This is a genomic window from Curtobacterium sp. MCBD17_023 (assembly GCF_003224415.1).
Lineage (GTDB): Bacteria > Actinomycetota > Actinomycetes > Actinomycetales > Microbacteriaceae > Curtobacterium.
Genome location: NZ_QKLJ01000008.1, coordinates 12,345 through 33,082, shown reverse-complemented (window position 1 = coordinate 33,082; position 20,738 = coordinate 12,345). Strand labels below are relative to the sequence as shown.

19 protein-coding genes are annotated in these 20,738 nt (G+C 71.6%); 16 read left to right on the top strand and 3 right to left on the bottom strand.

Going from position 1 to position 20,738, the window contains the following annotated elements:
• Window positions 1-50: 50 nt before the first annotated feature.
• From nusA to rbfA, 4 genes are all read left to right on the top strand, one after another.
• Window positions 51-1,046 (top strand): transcription termination factor NusA, encoded by a 996-nt coding sequence (nusA, locus tag DEI84_RS10690; protein ID WP_110825089.1) that lies wholly within the window; start codon window positions 51-53, stop codon window positions 1,044-1,046.
• Between the two features lie 33 nt (window positions 1,047-1,079).
• Window positions 1,080-1,454, top strand: coding sequence for a YlxR family protein (locus tag DEI84_RS10685; protein ID WP_309146387.1), 375 nt, complete (start codon window positions 1,080-1,082; stop codon window positions 1,452-1,454).
• A gap of 74 nt (window positions 1,455-1,528) precedes the next feature.
• Window positions 1,529-4,393, top strand: coding sequence for a translation initiation factor IF-2 (gene infB, locus DEI84_RS10680; RefSeq protein WP_110825087.1), 2,865 nt, complete (start codon window positions 1,529-1,531; stop codon window positions 4,391-4,393).
• A 75-nt stretch (window positions 4,394-4,468) separates the two neighbouring features.
• The gene (gene rbfA, locus DEI84_RS10675; protein ID WP_110890815.1) at window positions 4,469-4,972 is read left to right on the top strand and encodes a 30S ribosome-binding factor RbfA; all 504 of its coding nucleotides are present in this window, start codon (window positions 4,469-4,471) and stop codon (window positions 4,970-4,972) included.
• 55 nt (window positions 4,973-5,027) lie between these two features.
• Here the strand turns inward: rbfA and DEI84_RS10670 are convergent, their stop codons facing one another.
• A complete protein-coding gene (locus DEI84_RS10670; protein ID WP_110825085.1) occupies window positions 5,028-5,927 on the bottom strand; it encodes an A/G-specific adenine glycosylase in 900 nt (299 codons plus the stop codon).
• Between the two features lie 52 nt (window positions 5,928-5,979).
• On the opposite strand from DEI84_RS10670, the gene DEI84_RS10665 reads away from it, so the two are divergent.
• The 5 genes from DEI84_RS10665 (at window position 5,980) to DEI84_RS10645 (ending at window position 9,401) form a co-directional block, all read left to right on the top strand.
• Window positions 5,980-6,426: a hypothetical protein gene (locus DEI84_RS10665; protein ID WP_110858047.1), complete on the top strand. Its 447-nt coding sequence runs from the start codon at window positions 5,980-5,982 to the stop codon at window positions 6,424-6,426.
• 85 nt (window positions 6,427-6,511) lie between these two features.
• Window positions 6,512-7,453: a tRNA pseudouridine(55) synthase TruB gene (truB, locus tag DEI84_RS10660; protein ID WP_110890814.1), complete on the top strand. Its 942-nt coding sequence runs from the start codon at window positions 6,512-6,514 to the stop codon at window positions 7,451-7,453.
• Window positions 7,450-7,815: a hypothetical protein gene (locus tag DEI84_RS10655; RefSeq protein ID WP_110825082.1), complete on the top strand. Its 366-nt coding sequence runs from the start codon at window positions 7,450-7,452 to the stop codon at window positions 7,813-7,815. Before truB ends, DEI84_RS10655 begins: the two co-directional genes overlap by 4 nt.
• 81 nt (window positions 7,816-7,896) lie before the next feature.
• Window positions 7,897-8,421, top strand: a complete 525-nt coding sequence (locus tag DEI84_RS10650; protein WP_258367555.1) for a hypothetical protein — start codon at window positions 7,897-7,899, stop codon at window positions 8,419-8,421.
• 17 nt (window positions 8,422-8,438) lie between these two features.
• Window positions 8,439-9,401, top strand: coding sequence for a bifunctional riboflavin kinase/FAD synthetase (locus DEI84_RS10645; RefSeq protein WP_110890813.1), 963 nt, complete (start codon window positions 8,439-8,441; stop codon window positions 9,399-9,401).
• A 69-nt stretch (window positions 9,402-9,470) separates the two neighbouring features.
• Here DEI84_RS10645 and DEI84_RS10640 read toward each other — a convergent pair whose 3' ends face one another.
• Both DEI84_RS10640 and DEI84_RS10635 read right to left on the bottom strand, forming a co-directional pair.
• Complete coding sequence (locus DEI84_RS10640; RefSeq protein ID WP_110825080.1) at window positions 9,471-10,703, bottom strand: DUF349 domain-containing protein; 1,233 nt, start codon at window positions 10,701-10,703, stop codon at window positions 9,471-9,473.
• Window positions 10,704-10,816: 113 nt separating this feature from the next.
• Entirely contained in the window at window positions 10,817-11,626 is an 810-nt protein-coding gene (locus DEI84_RS10635) for a peptidylprolyl isomerase (protein ID WP_110825079.1), read from the bottom strand.
• A gap of 139 nt (window positions 11,627-11,765) precedes the next feature.
• On the opposite strand from DEI84_RS10635, the gene DEI84_RS10630 reads away from it, so the two are divergent.
• From DEI84_RS10630 to aroC, 7 genes are all read left to right on the top strand, one after another.
• Window positions 11,766-13,127: a replication-associated recombination protein A gene (locus DEI84_RS10630; protein WP_110890812.1), complete on the top strand. Its 1,362-nt coding sequence runs from the start codon at window positions 11,766-11,768 to the stop codon at window positions 13,125-13,127.
• 284 nt (window positions 13,128-13,411) lie between these two features.
• On the top strand, window positions 13,412-14,041 hold the full coding sequence (gene rpsD, locus DEI84_RS10625; RefSeq protein ID WP_110825077.1) for a 30S ribosomal protein S4: 630 nt from the start codon (window positions 13,412-13,414) through the stop codon (window positions 14,039-14,041).
• A 169-nt stretch (window positions 14,042-14,210) separates the two neighbouring features.
• On the top strand, window positions 14,211-14,408 hold the full coding sequence (locus DEI84_RS10620; protein WP_110825076.1) for a hypothetical protein: 198 nt from the start codon (window positions 14,211-14,213) through the stop codon (window positions 14,406-14,408).
• Window positions 14,409-14,523: 115 nt separating this feature from the next.
• A complete protein-coding gene (gene alaS / locus DEI84_RS10615) occupies window positions 14,524-17,181 on the top strand; it encodes an alanine--tRNA ligase (protein WP_110890811.1) in 2,658 nt (885 codons plus the stop codon).
• Window positions 17,181-17,633 (top strand): Holliday junction resolvase RuvX, encoded by a 453-nt coding sequence (ruvX, locus tag DEI84_RS10610; RefSeq protein WP_110890810.1) that lies wholly within the window; start codon window positions 17,181-17,183, stop codon window positions 17,631-17,633. Before alaS ends, ruvX begins: the two co-directional genes overlap by 1 nt.
• Window positions 17,634-17,703: 70 nt before the next feature.
• On the top strand, window positions 17,704-19,437 hold the full coding sequence (gene mltG / locus DEI84_RS10605; protein WP_110890809.1) for an endolytic transglycosylase MltG: 1,734 nt from the start codon (window positions 17,704-17,706) through the stop codon (window positions 19,435-19,437).
• A 56-nt stretch (window positions 19,438-19,493) separates the two neighbouring features.
• On the top strand, window positions 19,494-20,714 hold the full coding sequence (gene aroC, locus DEI84_RS10600) for a chorismate synthase (RefSeq protein ID WP_110825072.1): 1,221 nt from the start codon (window positions 19,494-19,496) through the stop codon (window positions 20,712-20,714).
• The last annotated feature ends 24 nt before the right edge of the window (window positions 20,715-20,738 follow it).

Below are 20,738 nucleotides of genomic sequence, written 5' to 3'. Positions count from 1 at the left end.
CGCGCGGTCCCATCCGCGGGAGCGACTCATCTGAATACGGAGGCACCTCGGTGAAGATCGACCTCGCAGTCCTGCGACTCATGGAGCGTGAACGGGAGATCCCGTTCGACGAGCTCGTCCAGATCATCGAATCTGCCATCCTGACCGCCTACCAGAAGCACCGCGCCGAGAACGACGAACCCGTCGACGCCCAAGCCCGGGTCGAGCTCGACCGGAAGTCCGGCGAGGTCTCGGTGTTCGTCCCCGAACGTGACGAGGACGACAACGTCATCGGCGAGTCCGTGGACCAGCCGAGCGACTTCGGTCGGATCGCGGCCTTCGCGGCCAAGCAGGTCATCAACCAGCGTCTCCGCGACATCGGCGACGACAAGATCCTCGGCGAGTTCCGCGGCAAGGAGGGCGACATCGTCGCCGGTATCGTGCAGCAGGGCCCGAACCCGAAGATGGTCATGGTCGACCTCGGCACCGTCGAGGCGATCCTGCCCCCGGAGGAACAGGTCCCGGGGGAGACCTACACGCACGGCATGCGACTCCGTGTGTACGTGACGAGCGTCGGCCGCGGCAACAAGGGGCCGCAGATCACCGTTTCCCGCACGCACCCGGGCCTCGTGCGCAAGCTCTTCGCACTCGAGGTCCCCGAGATCGCGTCGGGCGTCGTGGAGATCACCTCCCTGGCGCGCGAGGCCGGACACCGCACGAAGATGGCGGTCAAGGCGAACGAGCCCGGGGTCAACGCCAAGGGGGCCTGCATCGGCGAGCTCGGAGCCCGCGTGCGCTCGGTCACCAACGAGCTCGGCGCCGAGAAGATCGACATCGTCGACTGGTCCTCGGACCTCTCGACCTTCGTCGCGAGCGCCCTGTCACCGGCGAAGGTGACGAGCGCGTTCGTGCTCGACGCCTCGACCAAGGCCGTCCGGGCCCTCGTGCCGGACTACCAGCTGTCGCTCGCCATCGGCAAGGAAGGGCAGAACGCCCGCCTCGCCGCGAAGCTCACCGGCGCCCGGATCGACATCCAGCCGGACTCGATCCTCGACGGCGACGACTGAGCGACATCCCCATCGACGCGGTCCGGTTCGCTCGTGGCGAGAGGCCTCGGGCGCGCCGGATCGCGGTCGTCGGAGTCAAGGAGTAGAGTGGACGCCGTCAGAACGTGCATCGGCAGTCGTCGTCGTGCAACCCGATCCTCCCTCCTCCGAGTCGTCGCCCTGAGCGACGGTTCCGTCGTGGCGGATCCGAAGGCAGTCATGCCGGGCCGGGGGGCATGGCTCACACCGACCGTCGAAGCGTACGAACTGGCCGTCAAGCGCAGGGCATTCCGCCGTGCGCTCCGGCTGGAGCGTGATCCCGACACGTCCGCGGTGCGTGAGTACCTCGCCGGGCTGCAGAGCCCGAACGGCACGGAACCCGAGCACCCGGACATGACAGAACAGGCTGAACGGCTTATGGACAACTGATGAGCGGCTCGAAATGAGACCCGTCATCCAGTGAGTCCTGCCCCTTGACGGGGTGGGACCCGTGAAGGAGAACAGTGGCTAAACCACGCGTACACGAGATCGCAAGCGAGCTCGGCGTCGACAGCAAGACCGCACTCGAGAAGCTCAAGCAGCTCGGCGAGTTCGTCAAGGGCCCGAGCTCGAGCATCGAGCCCCCCGTCGCACGGAAGCTCCGTGCAGCCCTGCAGGCCGAGGGCGCGTCCGCGTCGTCGACGCCCGCAGCCCCCGCCGCCAAGGCCCCCGCGGCACCGCGTTCCGGTGCCCCGAAGCCCGGTGGCCCCAAGCCCGGCCCGAAGCGTCCGGCACCCGCCCCCGAGCCCGAGCCCGTCGTCGAGGCAGCACCCGCTGCCCCCGCCGTCGACGGCGCGCCGGTGCCCGCTGCACCGAAGTCGGTCGCGCAGCGCCAGGCCGAGGCCGAGGCCGCCCGCAAGGCCGCCGCGGAGCAGAAGGCCGCCGAGCAGAAGGGCCAGCAGGGCGGTGACGCCCCGAAGGACTCCGGGCCGAGCGACGCCGTGAAGCCCGGTGCCTCGAAGCCCTCCGGTGCCGCCCCGAAGCCGGGTGGCCCGAAGCCCGGCGCGCGTCCCGGCAACAACCCCTACGCGTCGAGCCAGGGCATGGGCGCACGTCCGCCGCGCCCCGGCAACAACCCGTTCGCCTCGAACCAGGGCATGGGCCAGCGCCCGGCCGCCGGTGCGGGTGGCGGGAACGGCATCCCCCGTCCCCAGCCGCCGCGTCCCGGTGCGCCCCGCCCGGGTGCCCCGCGTCCCGGCGGTCCCGGCCAGAACAACCGACCGAACGGCTTCGGGCAGCGCCCGGGTCAGGGCGGTGGCGGTCGTGGTGGCGCCGGTGGCGGGTTCAACCGTCCCGGTGGTGCCGGTGCCGGCGCCGGTGGCGGCTTCGCCCGTCCCGCGTTCACGGGTCCGCGCCCCGCAGGTGGTGGCGGCCGTGGTCGTGGCCCCGGCGGTGGTACCGCTGGTGCGTTCGGTCGTGGTGGCGGCAAGAGCCGTGCCCGCAAGTCGAAGCGGACGAAGCGCGCCGAGTACGAGATGCGGCAGGCGCCGTCGCTCGGCGGCGTGCAGGTCCCGCGCGGTGACGGCAACACGGTCATCCGCCTCCGTCGCGGTGCGAGCATCTCGGACTTCGCGGACAAGATCGACGCGAGCCCCGGCAACCTGGTGACGGTGCTGTTCCACCTCGGTGAGATGGCGACCGCGACCGAGTCCCTGGACGAGGCCACCTTCGAGGTCCTCGGCGAGGAGCTCGGCTACAAGATCCAGGTCGTCTCGCCCGAGGACGAGGACAAGGAGCTCCTCGAGGGCTTCGACATCGACATCGACGCCGAGTACGCCGACGAGGACGACTCCGTCCTGCAGCAGCGTCCCCCGGTCGTCACCGTCATGGGTCACGTCGACCACGGTAAGACCCGACTGCTCGACGCGATCCGGAACTCGAAGGTCGTCGAGGGCGAAGCCGGCGGCATCACGCAGCACATCGGTGCGTACCAGATCGTCACCGAGCACGAGGGCATCGAGCGCCCGATCACCTTCATCGACACCCCGGGTCACGAGGCCTTCACGGCCATGCGTGCCCGTGGTGCCCAGGTGACGGACATCGCGATCCTCGTGGTCGCGGCGGACGACGGCATCATGCCGCAGACGATCGAGGCGCTGAACCACGCGCAGTCGGCCGGTGTGCCGATCGTGGTCGCGGTCAACAAGATCGACAAGGACGGCGCCAACCCGGCGAAGGTCCGCCAGCAGCTCACCGAGTACAACCTGGTGGCCGAGGAGTACGGCGGCGACGTCATGTTCGTCGACGTCTCCGCGCGCAACAACATCGGCATCCAGGACCTCCTGGACGCGGTGCTGCTGACCGCTGACGCCGGGCTCGACCTGCGTGCCAACCCCGACAAGGACGCCCGAGGCGTCGCGATCGAAGCACGGCTCGACAAAGGCCGCGGTGCGGTGGCGACCGTCCTCATCCAGTCCGGCACGCTGCACGTCGGTGACGCGATCGTCGCCGGCACGGCGTACGGCCGTGTCCGTGCGATGGCGGACGAGAACGGCAACGCGGTCGACGCCGCGACGCCGGCCCGTCCGGTCCAGGTGCAGGGTCTGTCGTCGGTGCCGCGCGCCGGTGACACGTTCCTCGTCACCGAGGACGACCGCACCGCTCGTCAGATCGCCGAGAAGCGTGAAGCCGCACAGCGCAACGCCCAGCTGGCCAAGGCCCGCAAGCGCATCTCGCTCGAGGACTTCACCCGTGCACTCGAAGAGGGCAAGGTCGACTCGCTCAACCTCATCATCAAGGGTGACGTCTCCGGTGCCGTCGAGGCACTCGAGCAGTCGCTCCTCGACATCGAGGTGGACGACAGTGTCCAGCTGCGCATCCTGCACCGCGGTGTGGGTGCGATCACGGAGTCGGACATCGACCTCGCCACGATCGACAACGCGATCGTCGTCGGCTTCAACGTCCGTCCGGACGTCAAGGCCCGCGAGCGCGCTGCCCGTGAAGGCATCGACGTGCGCTTCTACTCGGTCATCTACAACGCACTCGAGGACATCGAGAACTCGCTCAAGGGCATGCTCAAGCCCGAGTACGAAGAGGTCCAGTCGGGTGTCGCGGAGATCCGCGAGGTGTTCCGTTCCTCCAAGTTCGGCAACATCGCCGGTGTCATCGTCCGGTCCGGCACGATCACGCGCAACGCCAAGGCGCGCGTCATCCGTGACGGCGTCGTGGTCGCGGACGGGCTCGCCATCGAGTCCCTGCGTCGCTTCAAGGACGACGTCACCGAGGTCCGGACGGACTTCGAAGCCGGTATCGGTCTGGGCAAGTTCAACGACATCCAGGTCGGCGACGAGATCGAGACCACCGAGCTCGTCGAGAAGCCGCGCGACTGATCGCACTGAGTACCCTGGGCCCCGCCTCTCCGACCGGAGGGGCGGGGCCTCACCCCGTTCCGCAAGGAGGAACCCATGGCTGATCCGCAGCGCGCACGCAAGATGGCGGACCGCATCAAGGAAGTCGTCGCTCGTCGGCTCGACAAGGGCCTGCGGGACCCGCGACTCGGCTTCGTCACCATCACCGACGTCCGGGTGACCGGTGACCTGCAGCACGCGTCCGTCTTCTACACGGTGTACGGCACGGACGAGGAGCGTGCCGACTCGGCCGCCGCGCTCAAGGCCGCGACCGGCATGCTCCGGACCGAGGTCGGCAAGAACATCACGGCCCGGCTGACGCCGTCGCTCGAGTTCATCGCCGACGCCCTGCCCGACACCTCGGCGCACCTCGAGGACCTGCTCGCGCAGGCGCAGATGCGCGACCAGCAGGTCAAGGCCGCGGCGGTCGGCGCCACGTACGCCGGCGAGGCCGACCCGTACAAGCACGACGAGGACGAGGACGAGGACGAGGACGAGGACGACGACGCGTCGGACGACGAGGCGTCGGACGACGACGAGTCGGACGCCGCGCGGAGCTGACCGCATCGGCACACGGAGCGCCCGTCACCGGTCGGTGGCGGGCGCTCCGTGCGTCTCAGCCACGTGGCAGCCGGTACCCCTCGGCATCGTCGCCCTCGGCCAGTCCGTCGCGCAGCAGCGAGGCGAGCGCCCGGTCCCGCTGCTCGGCGTCCGGCCAGACCAGCGCGATCTCGTCCGTCGTGACCGGCACGTCGCTGGCGCGCAGTTCCGCCATGAGCAGGCCCCGCACCTGACGGTCGCTGCCGGCGAAGCGCGCCTGCTTCGGTGCGCGTGGGCCGTCGTGGTCCGGGTACCCGGCGGCCCGCCAGGCGCAGCGGTCGGCGATCGGGCACGCGTCGCACGCCGGCGCCCGGGCGACGCACACGAGCGCCCCGAGTTCCATGACGGCCGCGTTCGTGGCGGCCGCGGCGTCGCGCTCGACCGGGAGCACGGACTCCATGAGCGGCAGGTCCTGCTTCGCCTTGGCCGGTCCGGGCTCGCCCTGCCCGAGCACGGCCCGGGCGAGCACCCGCCGCACGTTCACGTCCACGACCGGGTGCCGGTCGCCGTACGCGAACACCGCGACCGCGCGGGCCGTGTAGTCGCCGATGCCGGGCAGGGCCAGGAGCTCGTCGACGTCCCGCGGCACGACGTTCCCGTGTCGTTCCGCGATGGCGGTGGCCGCCGCGTGGAGCGCCAGCGCACGGCGCGGGTACCCGAGCCGGTCCCAGGCCCGCACCGCCTCTGCAGGCGGCGACGCCGCGAGGTCCGCGGGCGTCGGCCAGCGCGTGAGCCACGCCTCCAGTCGGGGGACGACGCGGGCGACCTGCGTCTGCTGCAGCATGACCTCGCTCACCAGCGTGCCCCATGCCGGGAACCCGGGCCGCCGCCAGGGCAGGTCGCGCGCCTCCCGGCGGAACCAGTCGAGCACGGGGGACAGGAAGGCGGATCGCGTGTGGAGGCCGGTGTCGTCCACCGACGGACTGGAGGCTCGGCCCGCGTTCACCACGACAGCCTACGGTGGTGGCATGGCACGCTGGGCACCGCAGGAGACCGACACGATGGCCGCGATCGCGAGCGAGGTGATCGCGCAGGTCGGGACGAACCGCACCGTGGTCGCCGTCGACGGACAGGACGGCCTCGACCTCGAACGTGTGGCGGCTGCACTCGTCGCCGGCTTCGAGCGGCACGGCGTCCACGCGATGGCGGCCGCTGCTCCCTCGACCGACGCCGACACGCTCCGCGCCGACCTCGTGACCCCGTTCCGGACCACCGGCGCGGGCGACGGCGTGCTCGTCGTGCACGGAGCCGGGCTCCTCGCGCCGGGGACACGGTCGCTGTGGCGCTGGTCCCTCTGGGTGGAGCAGGAGGCCGGGCGGCTCGAGCGCCGAGCGGACGTGAAGATCGCCGCATCGGCCGTGCTCGACGTGACCGACCCCGAGCACCCGCGGCGCGAGTGGAACGACGCCTGCTGAGCCCGCCGCGACCGGTGGGCCGTCCGGGCCGCACGTCGGGCCGAGCGGACGCGACGGCGGCCGGTCCCGCTGCTACGCTGCTGCGGTGCTCGTGACCCCGCCCGACGGCATCATCCTCGTCGACAAGCCGCAGGGCATCTCGAGCCACCGCGTGGTCTCGATCGCCCGCCGACGACTCGGCCTCAAGAAGATCGGCCACGCCGGCACCCTCGACCCGATGGCGACCGGGCTGCTCCTGCTCGGCGTCGGCCCCTCCACCCGGCTCCTGACGCACCTGGTCGGACTCGGCAAGACCTACACGGCGACGATCCGGCTCGGTGTCGGCACCGACTCGGACGACGCCGACGGCGAGCCGGTGTCGTCAGTCGGTGCGGCTGCGGACAGCGTCTCGGACCAGGCGATCGAGGCCGCCGTCGCCGCGCTCCGCGGTCCGATCGACCAGGTCCCGTCCACCGTCAGCGCCATCAAGGTCGACGGGCGCCGGGCCTACGACCTGGCCCGCAAGGGTGAAGCGGTCACACTCCGCGCCCGGCGCGTGACCGTCGACCGGTTCGAGGTCCTCGGCCGAGTCGACCGGGTCGTGTCGGTCGACGGAGCCGACGTCCCCGTCATCGACCTCGACGTCGTCGTGTCCTGCTCGTCCGGCACCTACATCCGGGCACTCGCCCGTGACGTCGGCGTCACGCTCGGCACCGGCGCACACCTCACCGCGCTCCGTCGGACCGTCGTCGGTCCCTTCACGGTCGACGACGCCGTCGACCTCGAGGACGACGCCGTGGACGTCCACGGGGCGCTCGCCCGACCGGCGGACGTGGCACGGCGACTCTTCCCGGTCGTGCAGCTGGACGGGCACCAGGCGAAGGACCTGGGTGACGGCAAGCGGATCAGCGTCGAGCACCCGGACTCGGAGGGACCCGTGGCCGCCATCGCCACCGGTGGGGACCGACTCGTCGGGCTCGTCGCCGTCCGCCGCGGACAGCTCCGCGTCATCACGAACTTCCCCACAGCGGCAGGAGCGAACGCGTGATCGAGTGGTTCATGTGGGTGCAGTTCGCGATCGCCTGCGTCATCGGGGTGGCGGCCGTCGTCCTCGGCCTCGTCGGCCGGAAGCCGGACGACGCCACCGTCGGCGCACTGGCCCTCGTCGAGCTCCTGCTCCTGGTCCAGTTCGTGGTGGCGCTCATCGCCCCGGCCGTCGGCAACCCGCCGCAGGGCAACGTGCTCGAGTTCTGGGTCTACGCCGTCTCGGTGGTCCTGGTACCGCCCGCCACCATCGTCTGGGCCCTCATCGACCGCACGCGCTGGAGCACCGTCGTGCTCGGCGCCGGTGCGTTCACCGCCGCGGTCATGGTGTACCGGATGTACCAGATCTGGTTCGCGCTGAACTGACGGGAACGGTGCTGCACGCGACGGCCGTGCTACCCGCGTCACCGTGCCCGGGTGTCCCGGGTGGTCGGTAGGATCGGTGCAATGGCGACCAAGTCCTCTGCAGGTGGATCCTCCTCGGCGAGCACCGCGGCCGAGCGCACCTCGGCACCGAGGGTGTCCTCGTTGGCCACCGGTGTCGGCCGGGTCCTCATCGCGGTCTACGGCATCCTCGCCCTGGCCGCCACCGGTCGGAGCGTCGTGCAGATCGCGGAGGACTTCTCCTTCGCGCCGTTCTCGTACACGCTGAGCGCCATCGCCGCCGTGGTCTACATCCTCGCCATGGTCGCCCTCATCGTGCCCGGCCGGACCTGGTACCGGGTGGCCTGCGTGACCATCGTCTTCGAGATGACCGGCGTGCTCGTCGTCGGGACGCTCTCGCTGCTCGACCGCCAGCTGTTCCCGGACCTGACGATCTGGTCCTACTACGGCATGGGGTACGCCTTCGCGCCGCTCGTGCTGCCGATCGCGGGCCTGTGGTGGCTCCGGAAGCACCACCGCGCAGCAGTCGAGCGCGGCACGACGCCCGCAGCGGCCGCCGCGGACCAGCACCTCGGGTCCGCCGAGTGACGGGGAGGGACGCCAGCATGCAGTTCTACGACGACCCGGCAGCCGTGCCGACGGACTTCGGCCCGAGTGCCGTCACCATCGGCAAGTTCGACGGTGTGCACGTCGGGCACCGCGCCGTGATCGCCCACCTCGAGCAGGCGGCCCGCGCGCGCGGTCTCACCTCGACCGTCGTCACCTTCGACCAGCACCCGCTCAACGTGATCGACCCGCAGCGGGTGCCGCCGGCGCTGACGAGCACCGCACAGCGGCGCGAACTCCTCGCGGACGTCGGCGTCGACGCCACCCTCCTGCTCCGGTTCGACCCCGAACTGCAGGCGAAGTCCGCCGAGTCGTTCGTCTCGGAGATCCTCGTGGGCACGCTGCACGCGCGTCTGGTGTTCGTCGGGAGCGACTTCCGGTTCGGGGCACACGGTGCCGGGGACGTCGCCCTGCTCCGGGAGCTCGGTGAGCGGCACGGGTTCCTCGTCGAGCTCATCGACGACGTCGGCCTGGTCGACGACGTCCGTCCCGCGGGGGAGCGACGCGTGTCCTCCACCTGGATCCGCGAACTCCTCGGCGTCGGTCGCGTCGCCGAGGCCGCACGGTTGCTCGGCCGCGAGCACGCCGTCCGGAGCACGGTCGTGCGGGGCAACCAGCGAGGGCGCGAGATGGGCTACCCCACCGCGAACCTCGACCCGCACTGCGAGGGATTCGTCCCGGCCGACGGGGTGTACGCCGCGCGCGTCGTGTACGACGGGGTGACGTACCCGGCCGCTGTGTCGGTCGGCAACAACCCGACGTTCGAGGGCGTCCCGGAGAAGCAGATCGAGGCACACCTGCTCGACGTGGACATCGACCTGTACGACGAGACGATCTCGGTGCTGTTCGTCGCCTACGTCCGCGGGATGGTCGCCTTCGGCGGGATGGACGAGCTCGCCGCGCAGATGCGCCAGGACGACCTCGCCATCCGGGCGTTGCTGGGCATGCCCGTCTCCGCCTGACGGGACGTGACAGACGGATGCCCCGTGGCCGATCGGCCACGGGGCATCCGTCCGTCGTCGGTCGAGCGCTCAGCCGCCCAGCGCGTCGAGCCAGATCTTGCGGGCGTCGAGCGCTTCGCGTGCGTCCTTGATCCGGCGCGCGTCCCCGCTCGCCTCGGCGTCGGCGAGCTCGCCCTCGAGCTTCGCGATCGCGCCCTCGAGCTGGCTCGCGAGCCCGGTCTGACGTGCCTTGCGCTCCGGGTCGGACTGCTTCCAGTGCTGGTCCTCGAGGCCACGGACGTGGTCCTCCACCGCGCGGATGCGGTCCTCGACGCGGCGGACGTCGGCGCGCGGGACGCGGCCGATCTCGTCCCAGCGACGCTGGACGTCCGTCAGCGCCTTGCGTGCCGCAGCGCGGTCCTGCATCTGCAGGATCGGTTCTGCCTCGGTGAGCAACGCCAGCTTCGCCTCGAGGTTCGCCGAGTACTCCTCGTTCTCGGCGGACGCCTCGGCGTGCCGCTGTTCGAAGAGGACGTCGCCGGCGGCCTTGAAGCGAGCCCAGAGCGCGTCGTCGTGACGCTTGCCGGCGCGCCCGGCACCCTTCCACTCGTCCAGCAGCTGGCGGTACGCGGGGATCGCGTCCGAGCCGCGCGGTGCGAGCGCTTCGGCCTGCTGCACGAGTTCCTGCTTGCGGGCCCGGGCATCGCGGTGCTGCGAGTCCAGCTCCGAGTAGAAGGCGCGTCGGTGCTGGTCGACCGTCGAGCGCGCGGTCCGGAACCGCTTCCACAGGTCGTTCGCGTCGTTCTTCGGGATGCGCGGGCCGTCGTGCTGGTGCTGCTGCCAGCGGGCGAAGACGTCGTCGAGCTGCGCGGTCACCTGCTTCCACTGCGCCCGGGCGGGGTCGACCGCGGCGAGTGCCTCGGCCTCCTCCACCAGCGCGGTGCGGTACGCGAGCGCCTCGGTCAGTGCCTGCTGCGCCTGCGCGGCCTGCTCCTTGGTCAGGGAGCCCACCTGGTCGGTGAGTGCGCCGATGCGGTCCTCGAGCGACTTGATGTCCCCGACGACCCGCGCGTCCGCCACCAGGCTCCGCAGGTGCTCGACGGTACGGGCGACGTCACCGGCCGACGCGCCGCCCTTGACGCGCTGCTCGGCGATCTTCACCTGGCCCTCGAGATCGGCGTACTTCCGGGCGAAGTAGGCGAGGGCTTCCTCGGCGGACGCGTCCGGGTACTCGCCGACGACCCGTTCCGAGTCCTCGTACCGGACGTAGACCGTCCCGCTCTCGTCGACCCTGCCCCAGGTCGTTGCTTCGTCAGATGCCACAGGTCTCGCCTCGATCGTGGTCGTGCATCACCGACGTCGCCGTCGGCACGGTCAGGTCGTCAGCCTATTGCACGGTCGGGCCGTGCGACGGGCGTGTGCGCTTTCGCCGTGGACTACTTCTCCCGGGCGATCGTGGCGCCGGTGATCTCCGTCGGCACCTCCGGCTTCCCGGAGCCGTCGGCGCCGGGGTCCGCGATGCCCTTCGACGTCACCTGCGACACGAGGTCCGACAGGCCGCTCGTGACCTTTCCGACGACCGTGTACCCACCCGACGAGGGGTCGAGCGTGGTGTCGTCCGTCACGATGAAGAACTGCGTGGTCTGTGACGCGGGCGACGACCCGCGGGCGATGGCGATGGTGCCCGCCGCGTACCGGCCGTCCTCGGGCACGTTCTCGAGCGGACCGTACTGGAAGCCGGCGTCCCCCGTGCCGTCCCCGTTCGCGGACCCGCACTGCAGGAAGTGGAAGTCGTCGCTGTCGGCGAGGCGGTGGCAGGTCGTGCCCTGGTAGAACCGCTTGCGGATGAGGTCGATCTCGACGCTGGTGGCCTGCGGTGCCGCTGCGCCGTCGAGCTCGATGCCGAGCCGGACGTCGTCGTTGAGCGTCAGGGAGCCGGTCCAGGTCGACCCCGCCGCGATGTCCTTGCTCGGCACGTCACCGGTGCCCGCCGCGGTCGCGCTGGGTGACGGCGTGGGGGTGGCGGTGCCGGTCGCGCTGGCCGACGCGGTGGCGCGGTCGTCGTCCTGCGTCGCCGCGTACACCAACTGGGAACCGGTCGCGAGCGCGGCGACCAGCACGAGGGCCCCGGCCCAGACGACGTCGTCGCGGACCCGACGACGTCGCTGACGCTCGTGGAGGCCCTGTCTGGCCTGGTAGAGACGGAGTCGCTCGCGGGCTTCACGGCTCTGGTTCTTCGGTGCCACGGTGCTCTTCTGACCTCTCGTCGCGGTGTCGGTTGCGAGCGTACCGGGTCGCCCCCTCGGGCCCGGGTCGGTGCCGTGCGGTGGCGAGCACGTCGGTGCGGACGCCTACCATCGAGGCATGGCACCAGACCGCTCGGGGATGAACGCGCCGACGACGGGTGGGCGGGCCGGTCTCGCGCAGGGTTCCGTGCCGCTGGCGGTCCGCATGCGTCCGACGAGCCTGGACGAGGTGGCGGGACAGCAGCACCTGCTCGGTCGCGGGTCCCCGCTCGTGCAGCTGGCGTCGGGCACGCGGGAGCACCCGGGCGGGGTCTCCGTGATCCTCTGGGGTCCCCCGGGCACCGGCAAGACGACCCTCGCGCAGGCGATCGCCCGGCAGTCCGGCCGTGAGTTCGTCGAGCTCTCCGCCGTGACCGCCGGCGTCAAGGACGTGCGCGAGGTCATGGAGAAGGCCCTCGCGCACCGGGACCTCTACGGCTCGACGACGGTGCTGTTCCTCGACGAGATCCACCGCTTCAGCAAGGCGCAGCAGGACGCCCTGTTGCCCGGTGTCGAGAACGGCTGGGTCATCCTCATCGCCGCGACGACCGAGAACCCGTCCTTCTCCGTCATCTCGCCGCTCCTGTCCCGGTCGCTCCTGCTCACCCTGAAGCCGTTGACCGACGCCGACCTGGGCATGCTCGTGGACCGCGCGGTGGAGGACGCACGCGGCCTCGGCGGCGCCGTGGTCCTCGGCGACGAAGCCCGCGCCGCGATCGTCCGGCTCGCGTCGGGGGACGCCCGCCGGGCCCTGACCGCGCTCGAGGCAGCCGCGGCGTCGGCGGTCGCCGGCCAGGACGACGACGAGCGCGAGGACGGCACGGCACCGGTCGTGGATGCCGAGACGGTCGCGGCCGCGGTCGACCGCGCACTGCTCCGCTACGACCGGGCCGGCGACGAGCACTACGACGTCATCAGCGCGTTCATCAAGTCGGTGCGGGGGAGCGACGTCGACGCCGCACTGCACTACCTCGCCCGGATGATCGAGGCGGGGGAGGACCCGCGGTTCATCGCCCGCCGGATCATCATCTCGGCGTCGGAGGACATCGGCATGGCCGATCCGCAGGCCCTGCCGATCGCGGTCGCCGCGGCGCAGGCCGTGCAGCTGATCGGCATGCCGGAGGGGCGGATCCCGCTCGCCGAGGCCGTCGTGTACCTCGCGACCGCGCCGAAGTCGAACGCGGCGTACAACGGTGTGAACCAGGCGATCGCCGACGTCAAGGCCGGGCGGATGGGCGTCGTGCCGAACCACCTCCGGGACGCGCACTACGCCGGGGCGAAGCGGCTCGGGCACGGCAAGGGGTACGTGTACTCGCACGACGCCGAGCACGGCGTCGCCACCCAGCAGTACCTGCCGGACGCCATCGACGGCACCGAGTACTACACACCGACGGCGAACGGTTTCGAGCGCGAGATCGGCCCCCGGCTCGACCGCCTGCGCGGCATCATCCGCGGCGACTGAACGCCGACGCGCCGACACCGGATGGAGGCTGTGCGCGGGGCCGTCGTGCTGCTATCGTTGACGGGCCTACGTCCTGGTCCTCGCGTGCGGCTGCGTCGAGGACACAGTGCCGGAGCGGTCGGACCACCTCGTGTGGTCCAACAGCCCGGCACGGGGGCAGAGGTTCGGACTGTAGCCGTCCGATCCCACAGGCTCATCCCTCTGGATCCCGTCACGGGGTCCGTCGGTGCGTGCGCGCTCCGAGACCCGTGACATCTTCAGTTCAGTACAGAGAAAAGGACCCTGTGTCTACCAAGTCCCGCACCCGCAGCAAGACCCGCCTCTCGCGCGCGCTCGGCATCCCGCTGACGCCGAAGGCGGCCCGTTACCTCGAGAAGCGCCCCTACGGGCCCGGTGAGCACGGCCGCACGCGCCGTCGTGCGGACAGCGACTACGCCGTCCGTCTCCGTGAGAAGCAGCGTCTGCGCGCCCAGTACGGCATCCGCGAGAAGCAGCTCCGCATCGTCTTCGAAGAGGCCCGCAAGTCGGCCGGTCTGACCGGTGAGAACCTCGTCGAGCTCCTCGAGACCCGCCTGGACGCCCTCGTGCTCCGTGCCGGCTTCGCCCGGACGACCGCGCAGGCCCGCCAGCTGATCGTGCACCGTCACATCCTCGTCGACGGCAAGCTCGTCGACCGTCCCTCCTTCCGCGTCAAGGAGGGCCAGCTGATCCACGTCAAGCAGCGCTCCGAGTCGCTCGAGCCCTTCCAGGTCGCCGCTGCCGGTGGTCACCAGGAAGTCCTCCCGAAGGTCCCGGGCTACCTGGACGTCGAGATCGACAAGCTCCAGGCCCGCCTGGTCCGTCGTCCGAAGCGCGCCGAGGTCCCCGTGACCTGTGAAGTGCAGCTCGTCGTCGAGTACTACGCAGCCCGCTGACCCCAGCGTCGGTGGCAACGGCGGGTCGTCCTCTCCGGAGGGCGGCCCGCCGTTCTGCGTTCCCGGGCCCCGCGGGCGCGCAGACCGTGCCGTCGCGGGACCCGGGCCGTCGGGGTGCCGCGATACGCTTGTCGGACGCGCGCTCCGGCGTGCGCGAGAGGGAGGCACCGTGAAGCAGCTGTTCTTCGTCGCCGTCGGCGTGGTCATCGGGTTCGTCGCCGCACAGCGCGTCAGCCGGACGCCCTCCGCCGCGCACCTCCTCGCCCAGGTCGACGCTCGGGCGAAGGCCTTCACGGGCGCCGTGGCCGAGGGGTACCGCTCGCGCGAGGCCGAGCTGCGTCCCACCGGCCACGGCGTCGACGACTGACGCCCTCCCACACCACCGCACCGTCCCCTCAGCCGCACCGTCCCCTCAGGACGCGCGGTCCCGTTCCACCGGCCCCGAGCCTCCCGTCCCCGCCACACGCCCTACAGGAAGCACCATGCAGACCGCAGAGATCCGCCGCCGTTGGCTCCAGTTCTTCGGTGACCGCGGCCACACCGTCGTCCCGTCCGCGTCGCTCGTCTCGGACGACCCGTCGCTGCTGTTCACGGTGGCCGGCATGGTGCCGTTCATCCCGTACCTGACCGGGCTCATCCCGGCGCCGTACCCCCGTGCCACGAGCGTGCAGAAGTGCATCCGCACGAACGACATCGAAGAGGTCGGCAAGACCCCCCGGCACGGCACGTTCTTCCAGATGAACGGCAACTTCTCGTTCGGGGACTACTTCAAGGAGCAGGCGATCCAGTACGCCTGGCAGTTCCTGACGGACCCGGAGTCCGACGGCGGGCTCGGGTTCTCCGCCGACGACCTCTGGGTGACCGTGTACGAGGAGGACGACGAGGCGATCGCGTTCTGGAAGCGCCACTCGACGCTGCCCGACGACCGCATCCAGAAGCTCGGCAAGGACACGAACTACTGGTCCACCGGCCAGCCCGGGCCGGCCGGGCCCTGCTCGGAGATCTTCTTCGACCGCGGTCCCGAGTACGGCGTCGACGGCGGTCCGGCCACCGACGACGACCGCTACGTCGAGATCTGGAACCTGGTCTTCATGCAGTACCAGATCGCCGACGTGCGGTCGAAGGTCGACTTCGAGATCACCGGCGAGCTGCCGAGCAAGAACATCGACACCGGCATGGGGCTCGAGCGCGTCGCCTTCATCAAGCAGGGCGTCGACAACATGTACGAGATCGACCAGGTCCGCCCGGTGCTCGACAAGGCTGCCGAGGTCTCCGGACGGCGCTACGGTGCCGACCACGAGGACGACGTCCGGATGCGCATCGTCGCGGACCACGTGCGGTCGGCGCTCATGCTCATCACCGACGGCGTCACGCCGTCGAACGAGGGCCGCGGGTACATCCTCCGTCGGCTGCTCCGTCGCACGGTCCGTGCGATGCGCCTGCTCGGCGTCGAGGGCGCGACCTTCCCGCAGCTCTTCCCGGCCTCCCGCGACGCCATGCGCGACGCCTACCCGGAGGTCGGTGAGCAGTACGACCGCATCGCCCGCATCGCCTACGCCGAGGAGGAGACCTTCCTCCGCACGCTCGCACAGGGCACGACGATCCTCGACGTCGCGGTCGACCGAGCCAAGCAGGACGGCCGGCAGGCGATCGGCGGCGACACCGCGTTCCTGCTGCACGACACCTTCGGGTTCCCCATCGACCTGACCATGGAGATGGCGGAGGAGGCCGGCGTCCACGTCGACCGCTCCGCCTTCGAGACGCTCATGTCGGAGCAGCGCGCCCGCGCGAAGGCCGACGCCAAGAGCAAGAAGACCGCGCTCGCGGACCTCAGCGTCTACAGCGCCTTCCGGGCTGCGGGGGAGACCGTGTTCCTCGGCTACGACGCCCTCCAGGCCGAGAGTCGCGTGCTCGGCCTCATCGTCGACGGGCGCAGCGTCGACCGCGCGGTCGCCGGGGACATCGCCGAGGTCATCCTGGGCGAGACGTCGCTGTACGCCGAGTCCGGTGGGCAGGACGCCGACCAGGGCTCGATCGTCGGCAACGGGTTCGACCTCGAGGTCCTCGACGTGCAGCGCCCGGTCTCCGGGCTGTGGAGCCACACGGTGCAGGTGCGTTCGGGCGAGGTCGGCGTGGGCGACCCCGCCACCACGGTCGTGGACGCCGAGTACCGCCGCGGCGCGACGCAGGCGCACTCGGCGACGCACCTCGTGAACGCGGCGCTCCGGGACGTGCTCGGTCCGGAAGCGCTCCAGGCCGGCTCGTACAACAAGGCCGGCTACATGCGCCTGGACTTCTCCTGGAGCCAGCCGGTGTCGCTCGAGACCCGCTCCGAGATCGAGGAGGTCGTGAACACGGCGATCCGCTCCGACCTCGAGGTGTCGACCCGCATCCTGCCGATCGACGAGGCGAAGGCACTCGGCGCGCAGGCGCTGTTCGGCGAGAAGTACGGCGCCGAGGTCCGCATGGTCGACATCGGTGGCCCGTGGTCCCGCGAGCTCTGCGGTGGCATCCACGTCGCGTCGAGCGCGCAGGTCGGCCTCGTCAACCTCGTCGGCGAGGCGAGCGTCGGATCGACGAACCGCCGCGTCGAGGCGCTCGTCGGACTCGAGGGCTTCCGCGAGCTCGCCGTGGAGCGGACGATCGTCTCGCAGCTCTCGAGCGCCCTCAAGGCACAGCGTGACGACCTGCCGGGCCGCGTGCAGGCGCTGCTCGAGGACCTCAAGACCGCACAGAAGCGGATCGCCGAGTTCGAGTCGGCGAACCTGCAGCAGCGCGTGCCGTCGATCGCCCGCACTGCCCAGCGCACCGGGAGCATCTCGGTCGTCGCGCAGGTGGTCGAGGGGCTGACGTCGAGCGACGACCTCCGCTCCCTCGCCACCGGCGTCCGCGGTCAGCTCGGCTCGGATGCGGCCGTCGTGGTCCTCGGCGCCGTCGTCGGCGGGAAGCCCGTCGTGATCGTCGCCACGAACGACGCGGCCCGCGCCGCGGGCGTGCAGGCCGGCCCCCTCGCGAAGGAGGCCGCCGGCGTGCTCGGTGGTGGCGGCGGCGGCAAGCCGGACCTGGCGCAGGGCGGCGGGACCGACGCGTCGGCCCTCCCCGCTGCGCTCCGTGCGGTGACCGACCGCATCGCGGCCTGATCGTGGCGATCCGCTCCGGGCGGCGGCTCGGCGTCGACGTCGGCCGTGCCCGGATCGGGGTCGCGGTGTGCGACCGCGACGGTCTGCTCGCGACCCCGGTGGCGACCGTGCGACGGGACGACTCGACCGACCTCCGACGGATCCTGGCGATCGCGGAGGAGTACGACGTGCTCGAGGTCGTCGTCGGGCTCCCGCTGTCGATGTCGGGCGGGGAGACCGCCTCCACCGCCGACGCGCGCGACTTCGCCGGCCGCATCGCCGCGCACCGGCCGGTCCGGCTCGTGGACGAGCGACTCTCCACCGTCACCGCCCAGCGGGGCCTGCACCAGGCCGGCAAGAACACGAAGAAGTCGCGCGCCGTGATCGACCAAGCGGCCGCTGTTATCATTCTGCAACATGCGCTCGACCACGAGCGCGCATCCGGCGCCCCACCCGGGGCCGAGCTCCCCTGATCGGCTGCCCTCCCGACGTCGCACCCGCGGCCCGGAGCCGCGGAGTTCCCGACCGAGAGACCGAGGACCGTTGGCAGACGATCTGGACTGGAACGCGATCATCGCGACCGGCAACGACGCCGAGCGCCGTGAGCGCACCGGGACCCCGACGGACGGCTCCGGCCAGAGCAGCGGCCACGCGCCGCTCTCGCGCCGAGCCGCCCGTGTGGCACGAGAGCGACAGGAGGCCGCGTCGGCGGCGACGCAGCGCGATCAGCCGACAGCGGCACCGGCCGAGCAGCCGGCGGGCGAGCCCGGGAGGCCCGGCCCGCGCCGCAGCGTCGGCACCGCCCCGGCGGGTGACGACGTCCACCCCGACGTGCACGCCCTGCTCGGCGGCACCCTGCACAGCGGTCACGTGCCGGCTGCCGCCGGTCGAGGAACGCGCGACGAGGCGGACGACGAGACCCCGGTCCGCCGTCGCGGGACCTGGCAAGGGGTCGGCGCCGACGACGGCGTCGCTCCTGCCGCACGCACCGTCGCAGCAGCTCCGGTCGGGTCCACCGGCACGGGCAGCGGCGCCACGGACGACGACGCGTCCGGTGCCGACGGATCCGGTGGCGACGGGCCCGGTGCCGACGGACCCGGTGGCGACGGGCCCCGCGGCGGTGCCGGACGCGGTGGCGCGGGCGGGGACGACGGCGGCCGACGGGGCGGGCGCCGGGGAGCCTCCCGTCCGCCGCGGGACGACCGTCCCGCCCGTCGCAAGGGTCCGCTCATCGCGGGGATCGTCATCGTCGCGCTGGTGCTCGCCGCCGCCGGCGGTGCCTACGCGTTCGCCGCACCGAAGGTGAAGGCGGTGATGAGCGCGATCTCCGGCGCGAAGGAGACCGACGACTACACCGGTGACGGCACCTCGAAGGTGACCATCACGATCAAGGAGGGCGACATCGGCGAGGACGTCGCCGCCACGTTGCAACGCAGCGGCGTGGTGAAGACCTCGAGCGCGTTCTACGAACTGCTGCTCGCGTCGCCCGAGGTCCAGTTCCAGCCGGGCTCCTACGCGCTCAAGAAGAAGATGAGCTCGAAGGCCGCGCTCTCGGCGCTGCAGGACAAGGCGAACCGCGTCGAGGACCCGTCACTCGTCATCCCGGAGGGGACGGCCCTGCAGGACATCGAGGCCGGCATGGTCTCGAAGGCCGGCCTGAGCAAGGCCGAGGTCGCCGCCGCGGCTGAGGACGTCTCGGCGTACGGTCTCCCGGCGGGCGTCACGACCCTCGAGGGCTGGCTGTTCCCGGCGACCTACCCGATCAAGCCCGACTGGACCGCGAAGCAGTACTTCCAGGCCATGGTCGACACGATGAAGCAGCGGCTCGAGAAGGCCGGCGTCGCCGAGGCCGACCAGGAGCGCGTCGTGGTGTTCGCCTCGCTCGTGCAGAAGGAGGCCGGTCTCGCCGCGGACTACCCGAAGGTGGCGCGGGTGTTCCAGAACCGGCTGGACGACGGCATGCGGCTGCAGTCCGACGCGACCGTCGCCTACGGCACCGGGAACACGCACACCGTGACGACCACGGACGCCGAGCGTGCGGACGCGTCGAACGAGTACAACACCTACCAGCACGACGGACTGCCGCCGGCGCCGATCTCGAACCCCGGTGACATCGCGATCGACGCGGTCGTGCACCAGGCGACGGGCAACTGGCTGTACTTCGTCACGGTCGACCTCGAGACCGGCGAGACCGTGTTCTCGGACACGTACGACCAGCACCTCGTCGCGGTTGAGCGCTTCCGCAGCTGGCTGCGGGCGCACCCGGAGTACCAGTAGTCCCTCCCGCAGCGCACGGCACGTCGCACGGCCGTGCGCTGTGGGAGGATGGCTCCATGCTTCGTTGGTTGACCGCTGGAGAGTCCCACGGACCCGAACTCATCGCCATGATGGAAGGCCTCCCGGCCGGCGTCCCGGTGTCGTACGAGTCCATCCGCGCCGACCTCGCGCGCCGCAAGCTCGGCTACGGCCGTGGGTCCCGCATGAAGTTCGAGCAGGACGAGCTGCACCTGTCCGGTGGCGTCCGCCACGGTCTCTCGATGGGCAGCCCGATCGCGATCCGCATCGGCAACACCGAGTGGCCGAAGTGGGTCGAGGTGATGAACCCCGAGCCCGTCGAGCAGACCGACGCCTCCCGCGGCCGCGGTGCCCCGCTGACGCGCCCGCGCCCCGGGCACGCGGACCTGGTCGGGATGCAGAAGTACGGCTTCGACGAGGCCCGACCGATCCTCGAGCGCGCGTCCGCCCGTGAGACCGCGGCCCGGGTCGCGCTCGGCGCCGTGGCGAAGTCCTTCCTCGCCGAACTCGGGATGACCTCGGTCGCGCACACGCTGCAGGTCGGTACGGTCCGCGTGCCAGAGGACGCCGCACTGCCCGTGCCCGCCGACGTCGACCGCCTCGACGACGACCAGCTCCGCTGCGCCGACCCCGCGACCTCCGCCCGCATGGTGACCGAGGTCGAGGCCGCGAAGAAGGACGGCGACACCCTCGGCGGCGTGGTCGAGGTGCTCTTCTACGGGGTCCCGCCGGGACTCGGGTCGCACGTGCAGTGGGACCGTCGGCTCGACGCGCGCCTGGCAGCGGCGATCATGGGCATCCAGGCGATCAAGGGCGTCGAGGTCGGTGACGGCTTCGCGACCGCGGCCCGCCGCGGGTCCGCCGCGCACGACGAACTGCAGCGCGCCGACGGTGCGATCGTGCGCACGAGCGACCGTGCGGGCGGCACCGAGGGCGGCATGTCCACCGGTACGGTCCTCCGCGTCCGTGCCGCGATGAAGCCGATCGCCACCGTCCCGCACGCGCTGCAGACCATCGACGTCGCGACGGGCGAGGACGCGAGTGCGCACCACCAGCGCTCCGACGTCTGCGCGGTGCCGGCGTCCGGCGTCGTCGCCGAGGCGATGGTGGCCCTGGTGCTCGCCGACGCCGTGCTCGAGAAGTTCGGCGGTGACAGCGTGGCCGAGACGAAGCGGAACCTCGAGGGCTACCTCGCCGCGATCCCGGAGACGCTCCGGACGCGCCGGAGCGACCCGACCGCGCCGACGCCAGCCCGGTGAACGCGGCCGTGCCCCGGCCTGTGG

Excerpts from the sequence above, each read along its gene's own strand:
- rbfA (WP_110890815.1), top strand. The coding sequence starts at position 4,469 with ATGGCTGATCCGCAGCGCGCACGCAAGATGGCGGACCGCATCAAGGAA.
- DEI84_RS10665 (WP_110858047.1), top strand. The coding sequence starts at position 5,980 with ATGGCACGCTGGGCACCGCAGGAGACCGACACGATGGCCGCGATCGCG.
- DEI84_RS10650 (WP_258367555.1), top strand. The coding sequence starts at position 7,897 with ATGGCGACCAAGTCCTCTGCAGGTGGATCCTCCTCGGCGAGCACCGCG.
- DEI84_RS10645 (WP_110890813.1), top strand. The coding sequence starts at position 8,439 with ATGCAGTTCTACGACGACCCGGCAGCCGTGCCGACGGACTTCGGCCCG.
- DEI84_RS10630 (WP_110890812.1), top strand. The coding sequence starts at position 11,766 with ATGAACGCGCCGACGACGGGTGGGCGGGCCGGTCTCGCGCAGGGTTCC.
- alaS (WP_110890811.1), top strand. The coding sequence starts at position 14,524 with ATGCAGACCGCAGAGATCCGCCGCCGTTGGCTCCAGTTCTTCGGTGAC.
- aroC (WP_110825072.1), top strand. The coding sequence starts at position 19,494 with ATGCTTCGTTGGTTGACCGCTGGAGAGTCCCACGGACCCGAACTCATC.